This window comes from Pectobacterium colocasium (genome assembly GCF_020181655.1).
GTDB lineage: Bacteria > Pseudomonadota > Gammaproteobacteria > Enterobacterales > Enterobacteriaceae > Pectobacterium > Pectobacterium colocasium.
The window spans coordinates 889618-912339 of record NZ_CP084032.1 but is presented as its reverse complement, the minus strand read 5'-3'; the positions used below and the strand labels follow the sequence as shown (position 1 = coordinate 912339).

Sequence of the window (22722 nt, the reverse complement as noted above, 5' to 3'; positions counted from 1 at the left end):
AACTTATGTTTATCAATCAATACCTATTGTCAGAGCCTCGCTTATATGAACTGTTGCTCACACAACTTCCTCAGTTACTCTCTGGAGAACGTCAGCATCTGGAGGAAGATGCAATAGAAGCTGCCACGTACAACAGTTGGCATCAGCGAAATTTTCAACATATCGATCCAATGTTTGATCGACACTGGCGTCATCTTATTGAGCGGCAACGTGAGGCAAAAGGCTGGTGCCGTGCGCTATTAGGCCAAGTGGCGAGGCATCACTTGGATCCCGATTTAAGGCGTTTAACAGTGCAACCCCAACGCTTTATGGAGTGGCAAAACTGGATTTCTAATCAGTCAGGCTTTCCCGTCATTGCCTATCAGGCTGAGCAGATGCTCTGCCGTAACGAATGTCCTTCAAATTTCGACCTATTTGATACTCTTGAACAAACATTAGGCCATCGGCCAATTATTTCGCCATGGCACCCATTAGTTGAAGACTACATAGAAAAAGAAGGATTACATGAAGCACATATGCACCTCAATGGCACCACATTTTTCGAGCTGATGTGGCACCACAGCCTGTTAACCCCTGATGCATTGCTTGATGAAATGGAAGAGAGCCGCAAAAAAGATTCAACTCGCATTCGCCGTTTTTATGCTGTGAGCACAAGATTAGATTCAGCGATAAAAGTCAAACGAATGCTATATATCGCCAGATACTGCCGAGAATGGCTATTACAGTGGGTTGATAAGCGTCCATCTGATGCACAACACAACGGTTTCACGAGGCTAGACTTTGCTAACATACTTCGCACCCAAGATATCGAAGATATTGATAGCACTTATTTTCCCTATGAACAGGAGCAATTCTCTGTCAAACAATATGAACATGGCATTTGTGAATTGCATTTTCATATCCGCGTATTGAATAAATTAAAAGTTAATGCCTCAATCTCAGCGATGGAAGATGCCTGCTATTTGCTTTACCTGCTCAGTATGAATTTATTTCAACAATTATTGGTGCAGCGAACCGATCAATATGGTTTTGATCAATTTCAAAAATTCACAGAACTTGGACCACGCGAACCTATTGAAAAAGAATATGAAGCACGTTTTTATCAATTACATGGAAAAAAACCTACGCAAAATTCTATATTAACGACCCTTGAAGGTCGTTTTGCACCGAAAGATACGGAAGCTAAAAATGTAAATTTGCTCACAAAAATTCTATCCGGTTTTTGGCACTACCAACAACGAGGGAAGAAAAATGGTATCTTGGCTATGCCAACAGATATCAATCAACTCGCACAAGAGTGTCTGAAATTTTCTCGCCCTACATTACGACTTGTAACACATTTTATTAAAAAACCCTGGAATCATAATTCTGGAGAAACACATTTCAGTGTTTTACGAGAAGATATTATGCAGCGAGCAGATATCCTTTTTGCTCTTTTCGATAATAATCCAGCCTTACTCTCTATTCTGACCGCATTCGATGCCGCAGCAAATGAGCTGGAAAGCCCACCAGAAGTTTTCTCTGTACTTTATCGTAAGGCCAGACGTAAAGGCATAAAGAACTTTACTTATCATGCTGGGGAGGATTTTGAACACCTTATTAGCGGAATTAGGAATGTCTATGAAGCAATAACATTCCTTGATCTTTGCAATGGTGACCGAATAGGTCATGCTACCGCAATTGGCATTCTCCCTTCACTTTGGATAGAGAAAATGCCTGATAAAATCTATCTTCGTCGTGGAGAATGGTTAGAGAATTTACTTTTTATCAGAAAGGTATTAATTGAAGGTGGTGACGCAAAATTTTCTATTCCAATATTGGAAGATGCTATCACAACACAGGCTTACAAGATTTTCAATCAGCATATTCCTTTAACTATATTGCAACAGTTTTTTGATGGTCGCGGGTTATCTCCTGAGCAAGTTCGAGATTATTTGCAAGATAAATCAGACCAACCGATAGGCTGGATTGGTGAAGAGTTTAATGAGGTTCGCCAATTTAGTCAGCGTACAGGTGATGACGCGCTACGATTACTAACCATGCGGTGGTTTGATCAAAATGTTATTTCACGTTATGAGCAACTTCAGGAGTGTAATACTCATTTTACTCCTGAATCACTGATATTACACGCTCAACAATATGTACAAAGCTTGGTGAAAGAAAAACACATCGTGATAGAGACATTACCTACCAGTAATGTCAGAATCAGTCATTATGAGTCAGTACATGAACATCATGTTTTCCGTTGGATGCAAATTCCTGAACGTAAAATAGAAGGGGATAGCGTAATGCAGATTGCATTAGGCTCAGACGATCAAGGCATTTTTGTGACGGATATGAAAAACGAGTTTTACCATCTTTTTTGGGCACTAGTGAATCATTATCACTACAGTCATAAAGATGCATTAGCATATGTAGCGACCATCAATGAAAATGGCCGTATCTATAGATTTGATTATCTACAATAGAGGCGATTAATCACTTAATTCCCCTCTGTGTCAGCGTATCTCACGCTATCGTCTCATAATAAATAGCCGACGATAGCGTCTTTAACCGCTTTGCCGATACCGTACATCACTTACTCTTAGAACGCTCGGCGCGCTGGCGGCGCAGCTCTTTCGGATCGGCAATCAGCGGACGATAAATTTCCACGCGGTCACCATCCTGTACCACATCGGCCAGCTTCGCCGCACGGCTGTAGATACCGACTTTATTCACCTGTAAATCGATGTCATGACGCAGTTCCAGCAGACCCGATGCCACAATCGCCTGCTCAACCGTGCTGCCCTCTTCCAGCTTCACCGTGCGTAGATACTGGCGTTCCGGCAGCGCATAGACCACATCAACCTGCATTGCGGACACTGTAGACCTCTTTTGCTCGCTGCGTGAAAGCCTGCACCATATTTCCCGCCAGCTCCTTGAATACTTTGCCAAAAGCGAGTTCAATCAACGCATTGGTGAATTCAAATTCCAGATGCAGCTCGACTTTACAGGCATCGGCGCTCAGCGGCGTAAAATGCCAGTCGCCACCCAACTGACGGAAGGGGCCATCGACCAGTTGCATATTGATATTCTGGTTGTGTGTCAGCGTATTACGTGTGGTAAATGTCTTGCTGATACCGGCTTTGGAAACGTCTACTGCGGCGGTCATCTCCCCTTCTGAAGAGGAGAGCACGCGACTCCCCGTGCAGCCCGGTAAAAACGCGGGGTAGGAAGCAACATCATTCACCAGCTTGTACATCTGTTCAGCACTGAACGGCACCAGTGCGGAACGACTTATCTTTGGCATACTCTTTTCCGTGATTCATAAAACGCGCAAAATAATAGCACTGATAGCCCGACAGGCAAAAATTCTGCGAAGCTTATCGCACGATATCATTAACCACGACACGGACGCACGGCGGGGATTTCATTCCCAATGACATCCAGTATAATGACGGCACTATGACAAAGAAAAAAGCATACAAACCCGGTTCCGCCACCATTGCGCAAAACAAGCGCGCCCGTCACGAATACTTCATCGAGGAAGAATTTGAGGCTGGCCTTGCGCTGCAAGGATGGGAAGTCAAATCACTGCGTGCAGGCAAAGCAAACCTCAGCGACAGCTACGTCACCTTCATGAACGGTGAAGCTTACCTGTTTGGTGCCACTATCACGCCGCTAAATGTGGCTTCATCACACGTTGTGTGCGATCCCATACGCACACGCAAACTTCTTCTCAACAAACGTGAGTTGGAGTCGCTGTTTGGCCGTGTCAGTCGAGAAGGTTACACGGTCGTCGCACTATCCATGTATTGGAAAAATGCCTGGAGCAAAGTCAAAATTGGCGTGGCGAAAGGTAAAAAAGATCACGACAAGCGTGATGACATTAAAGAACGTGAATGGAAGTTAGACAAAGCCCGTATCATGAAGAATGCCAATCGCTAAGCCACTGGCTTAGCAACGGTAAGTTCTGATATACTGGTGACAGTTTCTTGGGGGCTGATTCTGGATTCGACGGGATTTGCAAAGCCCAAGGTGCATGCCGAGGGGCGGTTGGCCTCGTAAAAAGCCGCAAAAAAATAGTCGCAAACGACGAAAACTACGCTTTAGCAGCTTAATAACCTGCTCTGAGCCCTCTCTCCCTAGCCTCCGCTCTTAGGACGGGGATCAAGAGAGGTCAAACCCAAAAGAGATCGTGTGGATGCCTTGCCTGGGGTTGAAGCACTAAATCTAATCAGGCTAGTTTGTTAGTGGCGTGTCTATTCGCAGCTGGCAAGCGAATGCAAAGATAGACTAAGCATGTAGTACCGACGGTAGAGTGGTTCCGGACGGGGGTTCAAATCCCCCCAGCTCCACCAATTTAGACATCGGTTATTACCAGATAAGACCGATGAAGTACGAAAAGCCCGCACGGCACAAGCCCTGCGGGCTTTTTTGTGCCCTCAATTTGTCCTGCGAAGTTTGAAGTCCAAACCATTCAGGCACTTTGTTAGGTACTTCATAAAGCGTTATTGTTTTTAGGTGCCTAAAACGATGGAAACACAGCATTGGCAAGACAAACAAACCTTATCCGTTAAGGAGATCGAATCCGTCCACAGGCAGCGGACTACACTCTTTATGATGGCGACGGCCTGAGCTGCTCATAAAATTCAGCAGTAGAATATTCACAACAGCCGACGCGATCTGCGGAGCGACGAATGAATGACGTTACTGGCATCACGCACGCCTTTCAGATTACAGCGCCGTTTCGTGCAGATAGCGTCTTGCCGCACTGAGGAACTGTTCAGAGAGTTCATCCCCTTCAGTTGCTCGGGCCAGTATCAGTGCACCGGTCAACATAGCCAACTGTGCCAACTGTTGGTCTGAAGGCGCATCATCAGGTTCTGCCCCCTGAATAGCCGCAAGCCGTGACGCCATATTTCTGACGCCCATTTTGTAAGTTTCGCGTACCGGCTTTTCCGGCGGCTTACGTAGCACATCTGACGCCAGAGCGGTGACTGCACATCCATTGCCCGCACTGTCCCTGTGGCTGGGTGACAGGTAGTAATCCACGAGCTCATGAAACGTCGCTATGCCGCTTGCTGAAAACGAGGCGCTCGCATCGTCAAACGCCCGCTGGCAGGCCAGAGCCTCAAGTTCATCTTTGGAGTTGAAATGGCCGTAAAATCCGCCGTGCGTCAGGCCAACAGCCGCCATGATGTCATTGACACTGACACCGTCCAGCCCGCGTTCCCGAAACAGCTCTGCCGACATTTTAATAATGCTGTCACGATTGCGTTCCATCTGCTCTTTAGATACCCGCCCCATTAATCCCCCAATCTGAATGAAACAATCCGGGCACCTCAGTGCCCGTGAATACCGATTTACTTATTCTCACGCCCGCGGTGGCAGGATGCTGATATATTCTGCGCCAGTTCCCTGCGCTCTGGAAAGGGTTCCCGCGATCTGGTTGTGCGGCGTACCGTAATCAATAGCGCTGACACTCTCAAGCCGCTTAACCTGCTCATCAGTCAGGCTGACGTTCAGCGCCGCGAGCGTGTCCGTCAGTTGCTTCGGTGTACGCGAACCAAGAATCGGTATCAGAGCGGTAGAGCTGTGCTCTGCGCGGTGACGCAGCCACGCAATTGCCACCTGAAGCGGCAACACATTCAGCTCGCGGGCAATGTTCAGAACGTCATCAAGCAGCGCCGGATCTTTCTCGGTATGTACCAGTCTACCGCCGAATCCCTGTAGCCGTCCTTCCTGGCTGTTGCGATATTTACCGGTAAGCAGGCCACCACCAAGCGGCGACCATATCGTGGCCGCCATGCCCAGCGCCTCCGCCATTGGCAACAGCTCGCGCTCCGCGCTGCGTTCCACAAGGCTGTACTCCACCTGAATGCCAGCAATGCGGGACCAGCCCCTCAGTTCCGCCAGAGTATCCGCACGAGAGACTTTCCAGGCAGGAAAATTAGACAGGCCGCCATACAGTACTTTGCCGGAACAGATAAGGTCGTCGAAAGCGCGCACCACTTCTTCCAACGGTGTCAGTTGGTCATCAAAGTGCGCCCAGAGCAGGTCTATACGGTCCGTCTTTAGCCTTCTCAAACTGTTTTCGACCGACAGTATCATGTTGCGCCGGCTATTGCCGGTCAGCGCCGCGCCCGCCCCCGGATGCGCACTCAAGGTATACTTGGTGGCAACCACAAAATGATCACGCTCTGCGGCAATGAACTCCCCGACCAGTTCTTCGGACTGCCCCGCCTGATAGGTATCCGCCGTATCAATAAAGTTGCCGCCCGCATTAGCGTAAACGTCGAATACCGCTCGAGCCTCCGCTTTTTCCGCTCCGTAACCCCAGCCAGTACCAAAGTTCCCCGTTCCGAGCGCCAGTTCTGAGACACGAAGCCCGGTGTTTCTGCCGAAAGTGGTATAACGCATAAGCCATCCCCTTACACAATTAAATTATGATTGACATTTATTATACATGTCACTCATCATTTAAAAAGACCCTGCATGTAAATTCCATTCTGCAACTGAGGAAAAAACGAGATGGCTGAGAACACGTCGGTACTGATAACCGGGGCATCAACGGGCATTGGCGCAGTCTACGCAGACCGCTTTGCCCGCCGGGGGCACAATCTGGTGCTGGTCGCTCGCGATGCCGCACGACTACATACATTGGCTGAAAAACTGCGGGCACAGTACGGCATTCAGGCAGAGGTCCTGCCAGCAGACCTGACGGCTCCGGAAGCGGTAGAAACCGTAGCCCGGCGACTGCGGGAAGATACAAATATCGGCGTGCTGGTCAACAATGCGGGTATGAGTCTTTCCGGCACCTTCATAACCCAGAGCGCAGCCGACATCAGCCGCATGACTGCCGTTAATCTCAATGCGGTGCTGACACTGGCGCACGCGGCAGCAATAGGATTTGCAGCCGAAGGCCGAGGAAGTATCATCAACCTGAGCTCCGTCGTCGGACTGGCTCCAGAATTCGGCATGTCAGTATATGGTGCCACCAAGTCCTTCGTACTTTACCTGTCTCAGGGGCTGAACCTGGAACTCAGCTCACAGGGCGTGTACGTGCAGGCCGTGCTTCCGGCTGCCACACGCACTGAAATCTGGGAGCGCTCAGGCGTTGATGTGAATACGCTCACTGGCGTGATGGACGCAGGTGAAATGGTGGACGCGGCTCTGGCAGGGTATGATCGCCGCGAACCCGTCACCATTCCCCCTCTGCACAGTGAAGAACTGTGGAGCCTGCACGAGAAGACCCGCCAGGCAATGCTTCCGGAGTTCAATCAGGAGCACCCTGCCCCGCGCTACCAGAAAAGTGATGAATAAACGCTGGCTGTGGCAGGTCACGTCGTAGCAGCCACGTCTTTCTCCCAAACCCTTTGAAAAGGAATGTAACGATGTCCGATAACGTATTGTTTTCCCCCTTCACCCTCAAGGGCCTAACGCTGCCGAACCGTATCGTGATGGCCCCCATGACCCGAGGTATGGCACCGGAAGGTATTCCTGGTCAGCCTAACGCCGATTATTACCGCCGCCGCGCGGAAGGTGAGGCAGGTCTTATCCTGACCGAAGGAACCGTAATCAACCGCCCTGCGTCACGCAATATGCCGGGTATCCCCTTCTTCTATGGTGAGCAGGCGCTCGCGGGTTGGAAACAGGTGGCAGAAGCCGTGCACGCGGCCGGCGGGCGTATCGGCCCACAAATCTGGCACACCGGTTCGACGCGCAGCAGGGAATGGGTACCAGATGCGCCGGTTGAAAGCCCTTCAGGTCTTGTCGGTCCAGATGATGCGCGTGGCGTGGCCATGACAGAAGAAGACATTGCCGATACGGTTGCCGCCTTTGCCCGCGCGGCCGCAGATGCAAAACGCCTGGGTTTTGATGTCGTTGAACTGCACGGCGCACACGGTTATCTCATTGACCAGTTCTTCTGGCAGGGAACCAACCTGCGTACTGATGGCTGGGGCGGAAAAACCATTGCCGAACGCTCCCGCTTTGCCGCTGAGATCGTCCGTGCAGTACGTGCATCCGTGGGAGCAGACTTCCCGCTTATTCTGCGCGTCAGCCAGTGGAAGCAGCAGGACTACGCGGCGCGTCTGGCGGAGACCCCGCAGGAGATGACGGAGTGGCTTGCGCCGCTAGTTGAAGCAGGCGTAGACATTCTGCACTGCTCACAACGTCGGTTCTGGGAACCAGAGTTTCCAGATATTGATGGCAATGAAGGACTTAACTTTGCCGGCTGGGCAAAAAAACTCACGGGCGCGGCGACCATCAGCGTAGGATCGGTGGGACTGTCCGGTGATTTCTTCGGTGCCTTTGGCGGCCAAGGCTCTGGAACGGCCGAGCTGGATAACCTGCACGCACGAATGGAGCGTGGAGAATTTGATCTGATAGCGGTAGGTCGCGTGCTGCTCTCCGATCCGCAGTGGGTGCAGAAAGTTCGCTCAGGCCGTACAGACGAGCTGCACGGTTTTCGGGCAGAAGATCTCGCTGCGCTGAAGTAAGCGGCTATTGTCGCAGACGGCATCTTTAAGACACGCCGGCGCAGGCCGGCTTTATGCCGTCTTCGCTGCTGGATTCGGGGATCCGTAAAAGCCTTAGTCTCTGACCTTTTCTGACAAATAACAGAAGGGATTACCACACAAGAGATCGGGTTCAGCGCCTTCGAAACGCTCAATGCGTTTTCTTATCCCAAGGCTGGTCATGCCAAAGGTAAAGCTGTCGTGGCGTTTTCATCATGAGTCTTTCTTTTCCAGCTTGCTGCTACCTGTATGCCAGGTAGTGGTATATCGAAAGAGTAATAAGCCATAACACGTAACCGTATTGATTCTTTACGTCGTGAAATTATGTAAAATACCGACAAAATAAGCTGTTAATGCAAGGTCATGGATAGATGCGCCGTTTTTATAAAAAATGGATAACCTATTTATTATCAAAGGATTTTCTCGTTACTCTCCTCGTTTTATCCATCATTCTATCTATTTTCTGGTACATGCTTTGGGCTTCGCAGCTGTCACGTCGCACGATACTGATCGAAACATTTCCAGAACTCACTATCTACCTTATCTTTGGGCTCGTTCTGGGGCTTATCTTTGCTGGCCGGGCGCTCTGCTCTCGATCGGTAAAGAAGAAACTCAAACACACGCTCGACATGTTTTTCGGCGGCTTCGTACTGGGATTCCTTTCCATCGTGAATATTTTTGACGTGTACGTTTATCTGTTCCCTGATGAGGTGATGAGTTACACATCCGACTATAAGATTGTTTTTCCTGGGCCATCCACAGGAAAGAGTAGTCGTTGCGAAGCTGGCATATGGATTAAAGATGCCCATACTGGGCAATTTAAACAGCTATGTACCAATGGAGAAATGCTGTTTAAAAAAAGGCGGCAAGGAATGGATGCGCTATGGATCACTGCGCGAGTCAATAAACTCGGCACGTATATTGTCGATTATCGATTTACCTACAAGTAATTCCATCTTCACGTTCACGAATTCCACAGCGTTGCTAACCCGTGAAGTAAGGAAAATAAATTAAGATACCGGAAATCGATTCAGATCCATTTCCGGTATGCAATAAACCTCAATCCCCCGCCCAACACGACAGTATTAATTGGAATGTATTTCCTACTTACACGTCTGGACATCAGCGATAGCGCAATTTTACATCACGAAAGCAAATAATAACAATTTGTTATAGTTTCAAGTGTAAATTAACGTCAGTTTTTCAAATATGGGCTGGATGATGATATGCGATCCAATTTACAGCCTATCACTGGTGAGAATACAAATACCGGCATGTTGATATTCACGTTTATACGACTAAAAAGAGGTGTTACTGCTATGTTCAGAAAATTATCTCTCCTTAAGATCGTTGTCATTTTTGCTATTTCACCCTTTGCATTTGCCAAGTCGGACATACTGCGCATCGGCGTCGATTTAACGTATTCCCCTTTTCAGAGCATGGATAAAAATGGCAATCCGTCGGGGTTTGATATAGAAATCACCGATGCCATCTGCCAATCAATCAATGCAAAATGCGACTATATCGTTAACACGTTTGACTCCCAGATTCCCGCCCTTCTCGCCAAAAAAATAGACGTCATCGCGCCGCTTGGCGTGACAAATAAGAGAAAGGAATCAATAGATTTCAGTGACTATGTTTTCCACGTACCAACCAAACTTGTCGCAAGGAAAGCATCCAATCTTCTTCCCCAGGCTGAACGGTTGCGCGGGAAAAATATCGCGGTACAGCAAGGTACCATTCAGGAAGCCTATGCCAATAAATATTGGTTACCTGCCGGGGTGATGGTGAAAAGCTATCCCGATCAGGAAGCCATTTACGAGGATTTATATTCAGGAAGAGTAGAAGGCGCACTATGCCCGTCGGTTGCCGTCGCGTTTGGATTTTTAAAAACCCCACAGGGTAAAGATTTTGAGCTAAAAGGCTCAGAAGTAACCGATGCGGATTTATTCAGCCTCGGTTCTGCATACGGTATACGCAAAGACGATACGAAAACAAAACAGCTCATTAATCAGGGGCTGAAAGACATCGTTCAAAAAGGCCTATATGAAAAAATACAGAAACGCTATTTTGGCGATATCGATTTAAGCGTGAAAGAATAATATCCGGCGCGATTAATGGATTCTTTGCATGTTCAGTCGATCTCCCAAGCCACCAGAAGGCCGGGGATATTTTGCCAAAGCGTGAGCTTACTACCTTTCCTCGACACCGGTGTCAGCACCAGAATCTTGATAAAGAGGGAGAGCGCCATCGCCCCCTTTTCTGTTACTATCACGCGTTGGAAAATTGGCGATATATATGTGAATATATCCCGCTTCACAGCACCGCTCTCAATCACGCTTTCACAGTGAACTACACGCAGGAGAAATCATGAGCCTTCACCTCTGGCTGGCTTATACAGGCATCATCATCGCCCTGATTGCCATTCCGGGCCCATCCGCCTTAATCAGCATGTCGCACGGTTTACGCTACGGCGCTTCACGCGCAACAGCGACCGTACTCGGCGGCGTCAGCGCGGCAATGATTTTGATGTCCTGTTCAGCATTGGGGCTAGGAGCCATCCTCGCGGCGTCAACCACTGCCTTCATGGTATTAAAAATTATTGGTGCGGTTTATCTCATCTGGCTGGGCATCGCATCATGGCGTTCCAAGGATATGAGTACCGCAGAGCAGGACGTGCAGGAAGCCTCGGCTCCGGGCTGGTTTCCATTATTCCGCAAAGGTTTTCTGGTTGGGATCAGTAATCCGAAAGACCTGCTGTTTTTCGCCGCGCTCTTCCCAAACTTTATCGATACCAACGCCCCGCACGCCTTGCAGCTCATCATTCTGGCGTTAACCTGGGCGGTCTTCGATTTCAGCATTATGTTTATCTATGCCTGCACTGGCCGCCGTTTATCGGGCCTTTTCTCCAACCCACGCCGCATTAAGCTGTTTAACCGCTCAACGGGCGGGATCTTTATTCTGGCAGGCACCACGCTGGCGGCGTCAACGCGTTAATTGACTGGCTCCTGCTGCTTTCAGGCTGGCAGGAGTCATACCGTTACGATGCCGTGACAAAATCAGCAATGCCCTTCTCGTCCATCCGATAGCGAACCCATTCATCCTGCGGCTTCGCACCAATGCTTTTATAGAAATCGATCGCGGGTTGGTTCCAGTCCAGCACGCTCCACTCCAGCCGTCCGCATTGTCTTTCCTGCGCCAGACAAGCCACCTGTTTCAGCAGTGCCTTGCCCGCACCTGCACTACGGTACGCCTGCGCAATGTAGAGATCTTCCAGATAGATGCCGTATTTCCCCAGCCAGGTTGAATAGCTCATGAAGAAAATCGCATAGCCGACAGGCTTACCGTCAATCTCGCAAATCAGCGTTTCCGCCGTTGCCTCTTCACCAAATAGTGAGTGCTCAATATCCTCAAGCGAGGCCAACACTTCGTGGCGCGCTTTCTCGTACACGGCAAGCTCAATAATTAAATCCAGAATCACACTCGCGTCAGATTTCTGTGCGGGACGAATGACAATATTCATAAAGCTTCTTTTCTCCGGAGCTGCTTTCCAGTACCAACAATCATCAAGGCTTGCCATGCTACCGGATTAAAAATACTGTATGAACTGCATTTTCTACAGCGATTGATGAACACTATGCATCTGGATTTACGGCGTATCGATTTAAATTTACTGGTGGTATTTAACAGCGTGTACCAGCATCGATCCGTCGCCGCGGCGGCAAAAGAGCTGGCGATGAGCGCATCGGCGGTCAGCCATGCGCTCACGCGCTTGCGCAATACGTTTTCCGATGAGCTGTTTTTTCGCGTAGGCAACACCATGCATCCGACCGTCCTCGCGGACGATATCGCGGAGCCGATCGCGGAAAGTCTGGCGCGGCTAGCAGAGGGGCTGACGCCACGTCCACGCTTTAATCCCGCCCGCAGTACGGAAAGCTTCACCTTCTCCATCACCGATTACACCGCGTTTTCAGTCTTTCCTACCCTGATGGCGCAAATGGAAAAGTTGGCACCCCATATCAAATTCAATCTGGTCTATTCGCCGCAGAAAGTCGCGATTACGGATTTACTGGCAGGGAAAATCGATTTTGCTTTAGGGTTCACCGACATGACGCAACCGGAAAATCGAGAAATTGAGGAGATAGACTGGATTGAAGACAGCTATGTCATCATCACCGCCGCGGATTATCCGTCAGGCGAGACACTGACGCTGGATGATTACCTTGCCGCCCGGCATCTTGTTGTGACGCCCTGGAATGAATCACGCGGAGTAATTGATTACGCGCTGGATAAACTCAATAAAAAACGCCATGTCGCACTAAAAACACCATCCATGATGAGCGCACCGTTCATCATCGCCGATTCAACGCTGATCATGGCATTACCGCGCAATATCGCGACAATTTTTGCACAACTCCTACCGTTACGGATCCACCCCCTGCCTTTCACTGTGCCGCCCTATCGTGTGAAGATTTATCATCACCGCCGCAATAGCCGTTCGGAAGCAAGCCAGTGGATTAAAAACCTATTACACAGCCTGGTGATACCTCCCATTAGCTAGCCTGATGCACTGACATTTCACACAGCGACAGCCACTCTCTCTCACCGAAATCGCCCCAATTACGAGCCGGAGAAACGCCCGCAGAGAGCGATATTCCCGATAGAAAGATCTGCAAGATAACTTGTCATACAGATAAAATGACAAAAAGACCACGTTAATTTATTGATATGAAATGGAAATAACTCCGCATATCGTCTTCTTCACACGATTTTCCCTGTCATTTTTTGTGACCTGTCTAACACATACCAAGAAACGTAACCTTCTTAATAAAATCCGCAATAGTTAATCCCCACCAAGGGGATAACAATAGCCGCGAGCCTGGCAAGAAGTTCCTCAATCATCTTTTGGAGTTTCCAATGACCAACAATAATAAGCTGAGCGTTGCGGAGAAAATCGGCTTTGGCATGGGCGATGCGGCCTGTGGCATCGTCTACTCTTCCGTAACCATGTTTCTTACCTACTTTTATACGGATATCTATGGCATCTCCGCCGCGGCGGTGGGGGTCATGTTCCTGGTGACGCGGGTGCTGGACGCCATCGTTGATCCTCTGATCGGCATTATTGCAGACCGCACCAAAACCCGCTGGGGTCACTTCCGCCCGTGGCTGGTCTGGTTTGCCGTCCCCTACGCCGTGATTGCCGTGCTGGCCTACACCACGCCAGAGCTGAACGGCACGGGTAAGCTGGTTTATGCCTACATTACCTACACCCTGCTGATGCTGTTTTACACCTTTATCAACATCCCTTACTGTTCGCTCGGCGGTGTTATCACCAGCGATGAAAAAGACCGAATTTCCGCGCAGTCTTACCGCTTTACCATCTCCTCAATGGCAGGGCTACTGGTGTCGGTCGGCACGTTGTGGCTGGTCGACTGGATTGGCGGCACCAACAAGCAATTAGGCTATCAGGGCACCATGATGATCATGGGTAGTCTGGCTGTCGTGATGCTGTTTTTCTGCTTTTTCACCACAAAGGAACGCATTAACCCTGATGTGGATAACAATCAGAACGTCTGGGACGATGTTAAAAACCTGCTGAACAACGACCAGTGGCGCATTGTGGCCATCATTACGTTCTTCTCCAGTATGGCGGGCGTCATGCGCGGCGCGGCGACACTTTATTATGCAACGTACCTGATGGTCGGGCCGGACCAAGGCAGCGCCGCCGGAACGGCAATGAAATCCGCATTTATTACCACCAGCGTCGTCGGCACCATTATTGGTGCAATGATGGCGGGCTACTTTGGCAAACGATTCAGTAGCATAAGCCTGTTCAAGAACATCAACCTGTTGCTGGTGTTTGTTGGCATGATCCTGTTTATGGTGCCGCCACAGTGGCTGGCGGTCGTCTTCCCGCTCTACTTTTTGATCGGCTTCTTCCACCAGATGTACCAGCCGTTCAAATGGAACATGATGGCGAATGCCGCCGATTACGGCGAGTGGAAAACAGGCCGCCGCATTACCGGTCTGTCATTCTCCGGTAACCTGTTCGCGCTGAAACTGGGTATGGCGGTTGCCGGTGCACTGGTCGGCTTTTCACTCGGCTGGTTCGGCTATGTCGCGGGTTCGCCTACGCAAACACCGCTCGCCACCGCCGGTATTATCGGCCTGCTGAGCATCGGGCCATCGCTCTCCTATCTGGTTCTGTATTGGCTGGTACGCTTTTACAAGCTGGACGATAAGACGATGGAAAACATTCAGGCTGATTTGGCGAAACGTCACAGCACGGCTGACCGCGCACCAGAAAGCGAGCTTCCTGTCGATCAAGGCCTGACGCCAAAAGGCGCCGCCTGATCGCAAGACCTGCGGGTAGCACGCTGCCCGCCTTTACTATCAGGATGATGACATGAGTACAGCACATTCTCCGTGGAACCCAGATTTGGGTAACGGACGTTATAAGAATCCGATTTTATGCGCCGACTATTCCGATCCTGACATCGTGCGCGTGGGTGACGACTTTTACATGGTGTCGTCCAGCTTTAACCACCTGCCGGCGTTACCGATCCTGCATTCTCAGGATTTGGTGAACTGGACGCTGATCAACCACGTATTCAGCCGATTCGATCTGCCAGAATATGAACACGTTCAGCCCGGCAAAGGCGTGTGGGCACCCAGCATTCGCTATCATGCCGGAAAATTTTGGGTGTTTTTCAGCACGCCCGACGACGGGATCTTTATGTCACAGACTGACGATCCCAAAGGCGAATGGAGCACGCCGCATTGCCTGAAGCAGGCTAAAGGCTGGATCGACCCATGCCCGTTTTGGGATGACGATGGCACCGCCTGGTTAATCCACGCTTTCGCCTTCAGCCGCAGCGGTAAGAAACACCTGCTGCAACTGTGCAGAATGGCGGAAGATGGCCGTTCCCTGCTTGATGAAGGAAGGATCGTTTTCGATGGACGGGCAACACAGCCCACCATCGAAGGGCCAAAACTGTATAAGCGCAACGGCTGGTATTACATTTTCGCCCCAGCGGGTGGCGTTCCAACCGGCTGGCAAACGGTACTGCGTGCACGCGCGCTGGAGGGGCCGTGGCAGAGCCGGATCGTACTACATCAGGGAAGCACATCGGTTAATGGCCCGCATCAGGGCGGCTGGGTCGAATTAGATAACGGCGAAAGCTGGTTCGTACATTTTCAGGATCGTCATGCCTATGGCCGGGTCGTCCATCTACAGCCAATGCGCTGGCAGGATGATTGGCCGCTGATCGGCGAACAGCATAACGCGCAGGGATTAGGTCAACCCGTTCTGGAAGCGGATAAACCTCGCGTGAGCGCCTACGTTAGTATGCAGCAACCACCGACTTCCGACGATTTCTCTTCGGCTACGCTGGGGCGACAGTGGCAGTGGCAAGCCAATCCCGACGAGCGCTGGCTGACGCTTACCCATCCGGGGCTTCAGCTGTTCTGTCAACCCATGCCGACCCGTTCGGGTGAACCTTCATGGTATGACGTGCCTAATTTGCTGATGCAAAAATTTCCGGCTGAGGAATTCGAGTTTACCATGCAGCTGACGCCCGTTCTGGAGCAAGTCGGCGATCGCTGCGGCCTGATTATTTATGGCGAGCGTTTCGCGTTCCTCGGCATTGAGAAAGGCGCAGCAGGCCTTGAATGGGTCACCGGATTCGGCTGGATGAGCGATGCACAGCAGTTGGAGCAACACCAGAGACATCTGGCGATGTTGCCCGAAAATCAGGACATCACCCTGCGTGTTACGGTGCGGCAAAATGCGATTTGCCAGTTCGCCTGGCGGAGCAAGAACGGGGAATATACGGTGCTTGACGATAGCTTCGCCGCAGGGCCGGGCAAATGGGTAGGAGCCAAAGTGGGGCTGTACGCGCTGACCACAGCATCAGGAAACAGCGGGAGTCATGCTCAGGTTAAAGAGGTGAAAGTCACCGCTATCGATCAATAGCCCGATAGCGGCTATAGAAAAATTACGCGTCTGGCTGTCTGATCTTCGGTACGATACTGGTATTACCTTGTTTGGGTATTACCTTGTTTGGGTATTACATTATTCTGGTATTACATTGTCCAGTACTACACGCCGAGAGCGTCAGCAGCCTGCTCGCTTTCCACTTTGGAAAAATTTGCGTAAGTAAGTGCATCGAGTAGCGCAGCACGATCGATCGTCGGATAAATTTCCGAGATCTGCAAAAGCTGACCGATGTCCTGAACGCCCAGTTGTGGATAGATAGTGTGTGATGCAACAGCGATGTCACGTGCAGCGTAGCCCAACTTACGTAAAATCACCGCAATCTGCTGATGTGTGATCGTCTCCTGATACACGGTGTAAAGCACATCGGCAATTAATGTCGACGTCAAAACCGAAATACGGGACACATCACCTGCTCGCCCGCCCAATGCCTGAAGGATATGATCGACAGCTTGTTCTGGCGTTTTTCCCTGCGCCTGTTGTGCGGCCAGTACGGAAACCAGTTTATTTTTTATTTCATCGTTTGCCATCGTTCGGTTCCTTAATACATTCATTACAGATGTAATTTTAGTATAAGCACGCTACTCGTCATGACAGTAATGAGCAAATAAAATCATGCGATTTCGTGTGAATATCGAACAAAAAATCAACAAACAGTTCTAAAATCCAGAATAGATTTCCTTTTTAGGAAACACAAACGCACTAAGATTGATGGACGTAGACCAAAGTAACGGGGATAAAACACAGTTTGATACAACTCTGCATACATCGTTCCACCCTCTTTTTTCCTGAAATGCGATAATCCCCCGATAAAAATCGTATTTTCGTTTATGCCCAGTCATTTTCATCGTCCGAAAAGACCATGTAAAATGAGGGACTTAGTGAGCAAAAAGGCTATAAGTCATGATCACCACCGACGCTAATAACGCCGTCGCCTCCGTGGCCTGGCGAACCAATGAAGTCATCGCCATCTACCCTATTACCCCCAGTTCCAGCATGGCTGAACAGGCTGCGGCCTGGTCGAGCGACGGCGGGCTGAATATATGGGGAGACACGCCTCGCGTTGTGGAAATGCAATCGGAAGGCGGCGCGATCGCTACCGTCCACGGTGCATTGCAGACAGGTACACTCGCGACCACATTTACCTCATCGCAGGGTCTGCTGCTGATGATCCCTACGCTGTATAAGCTGGCCGGCGAGTTAACCCCGTTTGTCCTGCACGTCGCAGCCCGTACAGTTGCGACGCATGCGCTTTCCATTTTCTGCGATCATTCTGACGTCATGGCCGTACGCCAGACGGGCTGCGCCATGCTGTGCGCTAGCAATGTGCAGGAAGCGCAGGACTTTGCGCTGATTTCACAAATCGCTAGCCTGAACAGCCGTCTGCCGTTTATCCATTTCTTTGACGGTTTCCGTACCTCGCACGAAATCAATAAGATTGAGCCGTTGAGCGATGAGGTGATTCGCCAGCTTCTGCCACAGCAGGCCATTGAAGCACACCGTGAGCGAGCGCTCACACCGGAACGCCCGGTGATTCGTGGAACCGCCTCAAACCCGGATACCTTCTTCCAGGCGCGCGAAGCCACCAACCGCTGGTACGACGCAGCTTATGAGCACGTTGAACAGGCGATGAACGATTTTGCCGCTGCGACAGGACGCCAGTACCAGCCGTTTGAATACTACGGCCACCCAGAGGCGACTAAAATCGTCGTCCTGATGGGTTCCGGCGTCGGCACGTGTGAAGAGGTAGTCGATACGCTGTTGATGCGCGGTGAGAAAGTCGGCGTGGTGAAAATCCGCCTGTACCGCCCGTTTTCGGCCAAACACCTGCTGGCAGTGATTCCGCAAACGGCGAAAAGCATCGCGGTGCTGGATCGCACCAAAGAACCGGGTGCGCTGGCAGAACCGCTATACCTCGATGTGATGACCGCGCTGGCCGAGGCGTTCTCCGCAGGTGAGCGTTCACTTATGCCACGTGTCATTGGTGGTCGTTACGGGCTGTCCTCCAAAGAATTTACTCCGCAGTGCGTACAGGCGATCTTTAATGAGTTAGCACTTGCCAACCCACGACCGCGCTTCACGGTAGGGATTTATGACGATGTCACCCATCTTTCCCTGCCACTGCCGGAACAGCATTTCCCAGGTAACGCATCGCTCGAAGCGCTGTTCTACGGCCTGGGCAGTGACGGGACCGTTTCCGCGACCAAGAACGCGATCAAAATCGTCGGCGAAACGACGCCAATGTTTGTGCAAGGCTACTTTGTCTATGACTCGAAGAAAGCCGGTAGCCTGACCGTTTCCCATATGCGCGTGGGCCCGCACCCGATCAACTCAGCCTACCTGATCGATCAGGCGGATTTCGTCGCCTGCCATCAGTGGCAGTTTATCGACAAGTACAGCATGGTCGAACGCCTGAAACCCGGCGGCGTTTTCCTGATCAACTCACCGTATAGCAGCGACGATCTGTGGCACCGCCTGCCACAGGAAGTGCAGGCAGGGCTGAACCAGCGTAATGCCCGCGTGTACTGCATCAACGCCGCCAAGATTGCCCGCGAATGCCATTTGGGCGCGCGCATCAATACCGTCATGCAGATGGCGTTCTTCCATCTGTCACAGATTCTGCCAGCCGATGTGGCGGTGGAAAAACTGCGTACCGCCATCGCCAAGAGCTACGGCAGTAAAGGTCAGGAACTGGTTGAACGCAACTGGCAAGCGCTGAGCGCCACATTGGACGCGCTGGCCGACGTGCCGCTGGACGCCGTCAACCCAGACAGCCCGCAGCGCCCGCCAGTCGTGTCCGACGCCGCGCCCGATTTCGTCAAAACCGTCACGGCCGCGATGCTGGCGGGTCTGGGCGATACACTGCCCGTATCCGCCCTGCCGCCCGATGGCACTTGGCCGACTGGCACCACCAAGTGGGAAAAGCGCAATATCGCGGAAGAGATTCCACTCTGGCAACCGCAGCTTTGTACACAGTGTAACCACTGCGTCGCCGCCTGCCCGCACTCGGCGATCCGCGCCAAAGTCGTCCAGCCCGACGCGATGGAAAATGCGCCTGCCTCACTGCAATCGCTGGATGTGAAAGCACGCGACATGCGCGGCCAGAAATATGTGTTGCAGGTTGCACCGGAAGACTGCACCGGCTGTAACCTGTGCGTAGAAGTCTGTCCGGCTAAAGACCGTCAGAACCCAGAAATCAAAGCCATCAATATGGAATCCCGTCTGGACAATCTGGCGGCGGAGAAAGAGAACTTCGATTTCTTCCTGCAATTACCGGAAATCGACAAATCTGCGCTGGAACGTATTGATATCCGGACTTCTCAGCTGATTTCACCGCTATTCGAGTACTCCGGCGCCTGCTCCGGCTGTGGCGAAACACCGTACATCAAGTTGCTGACCCAGCTCTATGGCGATCGCCTGTTGGTGGCGAATGCGACGGGCTGCTCGTCTATTTATGGCGGTAACCTGCCCACCACCCCGTGGACTACCGACGCCAACGGTCGCGGTCCAGCCTGGGCTAACTCGCTGTTCGAAGATAACGCCGAATTCGGTCTGGGCTTCCGCCTGAGCGTCGATCAGCACCGTCAGCGTGCCGTGCGCCTGCTCAACAAGCTGGCACCGCAGTTGCCGCCAGATCTGGTAAGCGCATTGCAGGAAGAATCCATCGCGCCCGATCTGCGCCGTCAGCAGATCGAACAGCTACGTGGATTGCTGGCAGCCATCAATGATACCGACGCCAGCGTGCTGGCAAGCGAAGCCGACCACTTTGTCGATAAATCCATCTGGCTCATCGGCGGTGACGGCTGGGCTTACGACATCGGCTATGGCGGATTGGATCACGTCATGAGCCTGAGTGAAAACGTCAACGTGCTGGTACTGGATACCCAGTGTTACTCCAATACCGGCGGACAGCAGTCCAAAGCAACACCGCTGGGCGCAGTGACCAAGTTTGGCGAGAAAGGCAAACGCAAAGCGCGTAAAGATCTCGGCATCAACGTCATGATGTACGGTCACGTGTATGTTGCGCAGATCTCACTGGGGGCGCAGTTGAACCAGACGGTGAAAGCGATTCAGGAAGCCGAAGCCTGGCCGGGCCCGTCGCTGATTATCGCGTACAGCCCGTGTGAAGAGCACGGCTACGATCTGGCATTCAGCCACGATCAGATGCGCCAATTGACAGCGACAGGCTTTTGGCCGCTCTACCGCTTCGATCCACGTCGTGCCGAAGAAGGGAAAGCCGCGCTGGTCACCGATTCTCGTCCGCCATCAAGCAGCCTGAGTGAAACGCTGTTGAAAGAGCAACGCTTCCGCCGCCTGAATAGCATGATGCCGGAAGAAACCGCGCAGCTCTATGAAGAAGCAGAGCTGGATCTGCGTCGCCGCTTTGATTTCCTGACCATGATGGCCGGCAAAGCAGAGAAAAACCCGCAGGAATAATGCTTCGTCTTCCAAACCGGCTTCGGCCGGTTTTTTATGGCGTGCCATCTCTGTCCGTCCCCTTTACGGGCCGTTGCTGATGCCACGTTAAAAACTTCTCCCGGAAATTTTTTATTGGCAGTTTTCATCCTATCCAAACGAGGCTGAATACCGAAGAAGCCAGCGCAAACCGCCCGGTTTGTCAGGCATGGTAAAGAAGGGCTGACAAGACGCAAGTTACCTTATACTTTATGAGATTATTTGCCCGTTACCGCGTCAAACCGCTCTCACAGTCGCAGAGGAAGAAACATGAAAGGAAAGTTCGCACCATCGCAGATTGCATTGCACTGGCTGGTTTTTCTGTTGCTCGTTGTGACCTATGCCACCATTGAGCTACGCGGATTTGCTGAACGAGGTTCGCTGCTGCGCACCGTGATGATGGTGACGCACTTTAGCTGTGGCGTAACCATACTGGTTCTTATGCTGGCTCGCCTGTTCTTGCGCCATCGTCATACCTCCCCCGCTATTACGCCACAGCCCCCTCGTTGGCAGAGTATCCTGGCTTCACTCACCCACGCCGTTATTTACCTGCTGTTTATCACGCTACCGATACTGGGCGTTGCCTCACGCTATTACAGCGGTCGGGACTGGATGTTGTTTGGTATCGGCATGCCAACCGCCGCGACGCCGAATTTCGACCTTGCTGAAACGCTGATTGGCTGGCATGAAACGCTGGCACCGTTAGGCTACTGGCTCATTGCCGCCCATACCGCGGCTGCCCTGTTCCACCACTATGTCATGAAAGACAACACGCTGCTGCGCATGATGCCAGCCAAGCGCGATTAATCGGGCAACGAAGGAGCAAGCAAGAATGAAAGTCGCACTGGGGCAATTCGCCGTTGACCGCGAGTGGCAACAAAATGCCACGACCATCGCTGGATTCATGTCGGCAGCACAGCAAAACGGCGCAGATCTGCTGGTGCTGCCTGAAGGCGTGCTAGCTCGCGATATCACCAATCCCAACATGGTGCTCACCGCCGCTCAGCCGCTTGATGGCCCGTTTGTTACGCATCTGCTGGAAGCCAGCAGAGGCAACAACCTGACGACCATGCTCTGTGTGCATATCCCAAACGGCGAAGGGAAAGTCTGGAATACGCTACTGGCATTGCGCAACGGCGAGATCGTCGCGCAATACCGCAAACTGCATCTGTACGATGCCTTTTCCGTACAGGAATCGGAAAACGTGCTGGCAGGTGAAACAATTCCACCGCTGTTGACCATCGCTGGGTTAAACGTCGGGCTGATGACCTGCTATGACATTCGCTTCCCTGAACTTGCCCGCCGTCTGGTGCTGGACGGTGCAGATGTCCTCGTTCTCCCCTCCGCCTGGATTAAAGGCCCGTTGAAAGAAGCGCACTGGGAACTGTTGGTGCGCGCCAGAGCACTGGAAAACACCACTTATCTCGTCGCCGTTGGTGAATGTGGCGTCAGGAATATCGGTAACAGCATGGTGGTCGATCCTTTAGGCGTCGTTGTGGTTCAGGCACCGGAAACTCCGGCTCTCCTGTATGCAGACATTGAACCGGAACGACTGGCGTACGCCCGTCAGGCTCTCCCGGTACTCGCAAATCGACGCTTTAACAAACCCACACTAGACGGGGAAAATTGAGTGACGGTTCACTCTCGGAGGTTTTCTTTCTCATTCGGATGCCAAAAAGTGTGATTAGTTACACATGTTGTTTCCCTCGGAGGCCATTCTGCACATATAATGCGCATCCGGTCGCTAACGCGACCTTAGCAGACCAGCCT

General features: G+C 51.5%; 19 protein-coding genes and 1 other RNA gene. 14 read left to right on the top strand and 6 right to left on the bottom strand.

The genetic code is table 11. The annotated features are described in order from the left end of the window. Positions 1-5: 5 nt before the first annotated feature. Positions 6-2468 carry an amidohydrolase family protein gene (locus LCF41_RS04090; protein WP_225087001.1) on the top strand — a complete coding sequence of 821 codons (2463 nt, stop codon included), beginning with the start codon at positions 6-8 and terminating at the stop codon, positions 2466-2468. Positions 2469-2574: 106 nt separating this feature from the next. Here the strand turns inward: LCF41_RS04090 and LCF41_RS04085 are convergent, their stop codons facing one another. Then, the gene (locus LCF41_RS04085) at positions 2575-2853 is read right to left on the bottom strand and encodes an RnfH family protein (protein WP_431191560.1); all 279 of its coding nucleotides are present in this window, start codon (positions 2851-2853) and stop codon (positions 2575-2577) included. Further along, on the bottom strand, positions 2843-3289 hold the full coding sequence (locus tag LCF41_RS04080; RefSeq protein WP_039485083.1) for a type II toxin-antitoxin system RatA family toxin: 447 nt from the start codon (positions 3287-3289) through the stop codon (positions 2843-2845). Before LCF41_RS04080 ends, LCF41_RS04085 begins: the two co-directional genes overlap by 11 nt. 155 nt (positions 3290-3444) lie before the next feature. Between LCF41_RS04080 and smpB the strand changes: the two genes are divergently transcribed. Both smpB and ssrA read left to right on the top strand, forming a co-directional pair. After that, positions 3445-3927, top strand: coding sequence for an SsrA-binding protein SmpB (gene smpB, locus LCF41_RS04075; RefSeq protein WP_012773422.1), 483 nt, complete (start codon positions 3445-3447; stop codon positions 3925-3927). Between the two features lie 50 nt (positions 3928-3977). Further along, positions 3978-4340, top strand: a transfer-messenger RNA (tmRNA) gene (ssrA, locus tag LCF41_RS04070). Between the two features lie 376 nt (positions 4341-4716). Here the strand turns inward: ssrA and LCF41_RS04065 are convergent. Both LCF41_RS04065 and LCF41_RS04060 read right to left on the bottom strand, forming a co-directional pair. After that, positions 4717-5289, bottom strand: a complete 573-nt coding sequence (locus tag LCF41_RS04065; protein WP_225086999.1) for a TetR/AcrR family transcriptional regulator — start codon at positions 5287-5289, stop codon at positions 4717-4719. A 66-nt stretch (positions 5290-5355) separates the two neighbouring features. Continuing rightward, positions 5356-6402, bottom strand: a complete 1047-nt coding sequence (locus LCF41_RS04060; protein WP_225086998.1) for an aldo/keto reductase — start codon at positions 6400-6402, stop codon at positions 5356-5358. Positions 6403-6513: 111 nt separating this feature from the next. On the opposite strand from LCF41_RS04060, the gene LCF41_RS04055 reads away from it, so the two are divergent. The 5 genes from LCF41_RS04055 to LCF41_RS04035 all read left to right on the top strand — a co-directional run bounded on the left by LCF41_RS04055 (position 6514) and on the right by LCF41_RS04035 (position 11498). Next, complete coding sequence (locus LCF41_RS04055) at positions 6514-7305, top strand: SDR family NAD(P)-dependent oxidoreductase (RefSeq protein ID WP_225086997.1); 792 nt, start codon at positions 6514-6516, stop codon at positions 7303-7305. A gap of 71 nt (positions 7306-7376) precedes the next feature. Beyond that, a complete protein-coding gene (locus LCF41_RS04050; RefSeq protein ID WP_225086996.1) occupies positions 7377-8483 on the top strand; it encodes an NADH:flavin oxidoreductase in 1107 nt (368 codons plus the stop codon). 389 nt (positions 8484-8872) lie between these two features. After that, the gene (locus LCF41_RS04045) at positions 8873-9451 is read left to right on the top strand and encodes a hypothetical protein (protein ID WP_225086995.1); all 579 of its coding nucleotides are present in this window, start codon (positions 8873-8875) and stop codon (positions 9449-9451) included. Positions 9452-9820: 369 nt separating this feature from the next. After that, positions 9821-10603, top strand: a complete 783-nt coding sequence (locus LCF41_RS04040) for a transporter substrate-binding domain-containing protein (RefSeq protein WP_225088094.1) — start codon at positions 9821-9823, stop codon at positions 10601-10603. Positions 10604-10871: 268 nt separating this feature from the next. Next, positions 10872-11498, top strand: coding sequence for a LysE family translocator (locus LCF41_RS04035; protein ID WP_225086994.1), 627 nt, complete (start codon positions 10872-10874; stop codon positions 11496-11498). Positions 11499-11541: 43 nt separating this feature from the next. Here LCF41_RS04035 and LCF41_RS04030 read toward each other — a convergent pair whose 3' ends face one another. Beyond that, complete coding sequence (locus LCF41_RS04030; protein WP_225086993.1) at positions 11542-12024, bottom strand: GNAT family N-acetyltransferase; 483 nt, start codon at positions 12022-12024, stop codon at positions 11542-11544. Positions 12025-12129: 105 nt separating this feature from the next. Here LCF41_RS04030 and LCF41_RS04025 point away from each other — a divergent pair, with 105 nt between their 5' ends. The 3 genes from LCF41_RS04025 (at position 12130) to LCF41_RS04015 (ending at position 16476) form a co-directional block, all read left to right on the top strand. Continuing rightward, positions 12130-13062 carry a LysR substrate-binding domain-containing protein gene (locus tag LCF41_RS04025; RefSeq protein WP_225086992.1) on the top strand — a complete coding sequence of 311 codons (933 nt, stop codon included), beginning with the start codon at positions 12130-12132 and terminating at the stop codon, positions 13060-13062. Positions 13063-13418: 356 nt separating this feature from the next. Next, positions 13419-14855 (top strand): glycoside-pentoside-hexuronide (GPH):cation symporter, encoded by a 1437-nt coding sequence (locus LCF41_RS04020; RefSeq protein WP_225086991.1) that lies wholly within the window; start codon positions 13419-13421, stop codon positions 14853-14855. Positions 14856-14907: 52 nt separating this feature from the next. Then, on the top strand, positions 14908-16476 hold the full coding sequence (locus LCF41_RS04015; protein ID WP_225086990.1) for a glycoside hydrolase family 43 protein: 1569 nt from the start codon (positions 14908-14910) through the stop codon (positions 16474-16476). Between the two features lie 125 nt (positions 16477-16601). Here the strand turns inward: LCF41_RS04015 and LCF41_RS04010 are convergent, their stop codons facing one another. After that, complete coding sequence (locus tag LCF41_RS04010) at positions 16602-17027, bottom strand: hypothetical protein (protein ID WP_225086989.1); 426 nt, start codon at positions 17025-17027, stop codon at positions 16602-16604. A 373-nt stretch (positions 17028-17400) separates the two neighbouring features. Here LCF41_RS04010 and nifJ point away from each other — a divergent pair, with 373 nt between their 5' ends. The 3 genes from nifJ (at position 17401) to LCF41_RS03995 (ending at position 22582) form a co-directional block, all read left to right on the top strand. Continuing rightward, entirely contained in the window at positions 17401-20934 is a 3534-nt protein-coding gene (nifJ, locus tag LCF41_RS04005; protein ID WP_225086988.1) for a pyruvate:ferredoxin (flavodoxin) oxidoreductase, read from the top strand. 288 nt (positions 20935-21222) lie between these two features. Further along, on the top strand, positions 21223-21759 hold the full coding sequence (gene cybB / locus LCF41_RS04000) for a cytochrome b561 (RefSeq protein WP_225086987.1): 537 nt from the start codon (positions 21223-21225) through the stop codon (positions 21757-21759). A 25-nt stretch (positions 21760-21784) separates the two neighbouring features. Further along, on the top strand, positions 21785-22582 hold the full coding sequence (locus LCF41_RS03995; RefSeq protein WP_225086986.1) for a deaminated glutathione amidase: 798 nt from the start codon (positions 21785-21787) through the stop codon (positions 22580-22582). Positions 22583-22722: the final 140 nt, after the last annotated feature.

Bases quoted from the DNA above. Each gene is read 5' to 3' on its own strand.
- LCF41_RS04020 (WP_225086991.1), top strand. From the start codon at position 13,419: ATGACCAACAATAATAAGCTGAGCGTTGCGGAGAAAATCGGCTTTGGC.
- LCF41_RS04085 (WP_431191560.1), bottom strand. From the start codon at position 2,853: ATGCAGGTTGATGTGGTCTATGCGCTGCCGGAACGCCAGTATCTACGC.
- LCF41_RS04055 (WP_225086997.1), top strand. From the start codon at position 6,514: ATGGCTGAGAACACGTCGGTACTGATAACCGGGGCATCAACGGGCATT.
- LCF41_RS04065 (WP_225086999.1), bottom strand. From the start codon at position 5,289: ATGGGGCGGGTATCTAAAGAGCAGATGGAACGCAATCGTGACAGCATT.
- LCF41_RS04060 (WP_225086998.1), bottom strand. From the start codon at position 6,402: ATGCGTTATACCACTTTCGGCAGAAACACCGGGCTTCGTGTCTCAGAA.
- LCF41_RS04030 (WP_225086993.1), bottom strand. From the start codon at position 12,024: ATGAATATTGTCATTCGTCCCGCACAGAAATCTGACGCGAGTGTGATT.
- LCF41_RS03995 (WP_225086986.1), top strand. From the start codon at position 21,785: ATGAAAGTCGCACTGGGGCAATTCGCCGTTGACCGCGAGTGGCAACAA.
- smpB (WP_012773422.1), top strand. From the start codon at position 3,445: ATGACAAAGAAAAAAGCATACAAACCCGGTTCCGCCACCATTGCGCAA.
- LCF41_RS04010 (WP_225086989.1), bottom strand. From the start codon at position 17,027: ATGGCAAACGATGAAATAAAAAATAAACTGGTTTCCGTACTGGCCGCA.
- LCF41_RS04035 (WP_225086994.1), top strand. From the start codon at position 10,872: ATGAGCCTTCACCTCTGGCTGGCTTATACAGGCATCATCATCGCCCTG.
- LCF41_RS04025 (WP_225086992.1), top strand. From the start codon at position 12,130: ATGAACACTATGCATCTGGATTTACGGCGTATCGATTTAAATTTACTG.
- LCF41_RS04050 (WP_225086996.1), top strand. From the start codon at position 7,377: ATGTCCGATAACGTATTGTTTTCCCCCTTCACCCTCAAGGGCCTAACG.
- nifJ (WP_225086988.1), top strand. From the start codon at position 17,401: ATGATCACCACCGACGCTAATAACGCCGTCGCCTCCGTGGCCTGGCGA.
- LCF41_RS04080 (WP_039485083.1), bottom strand. From the start codon at position 3,289: ATGCCAAAGATAAGTCGTTCCGCACTGGTGCCGTTCAGTGCTGAACAG.
- LCF41_RS04015 (WP_225086990.1), top strand. From the start codon at position 14,908: ATGAGTACAGCACATTCTCCGTGGAACCCAGATTTGGGTAACGGACGT.
- cybB (WP_225086987.1), top strand. From the start codon at position 21,223: ATGAAAGGAAAGTTCGCACCATCGCAGATTGCATTGCACTGGCTGGTT.
- LCF41_RS04045 (WP_225086995.1), top strand. From the start codon at position 8,873: ATGCGCCGTTTTTATAAAAAATGGATAACCTATTTATTATCAAAGGAT.
- LCF41_RS04040 (WP_225088094.1), top strand. From the start codon at position 9,821: ATGTTCAGAAAATTATCTCTCCTTAAGATCGTTGTCATTTTTGCTATT.
- LCF41_RS04090 (WP_225087001.1), top strand. From the start codon at position 6: ATGTTTATCAATCAATACCTATTGTCAGAGCCTCGCTTATATGAACTG.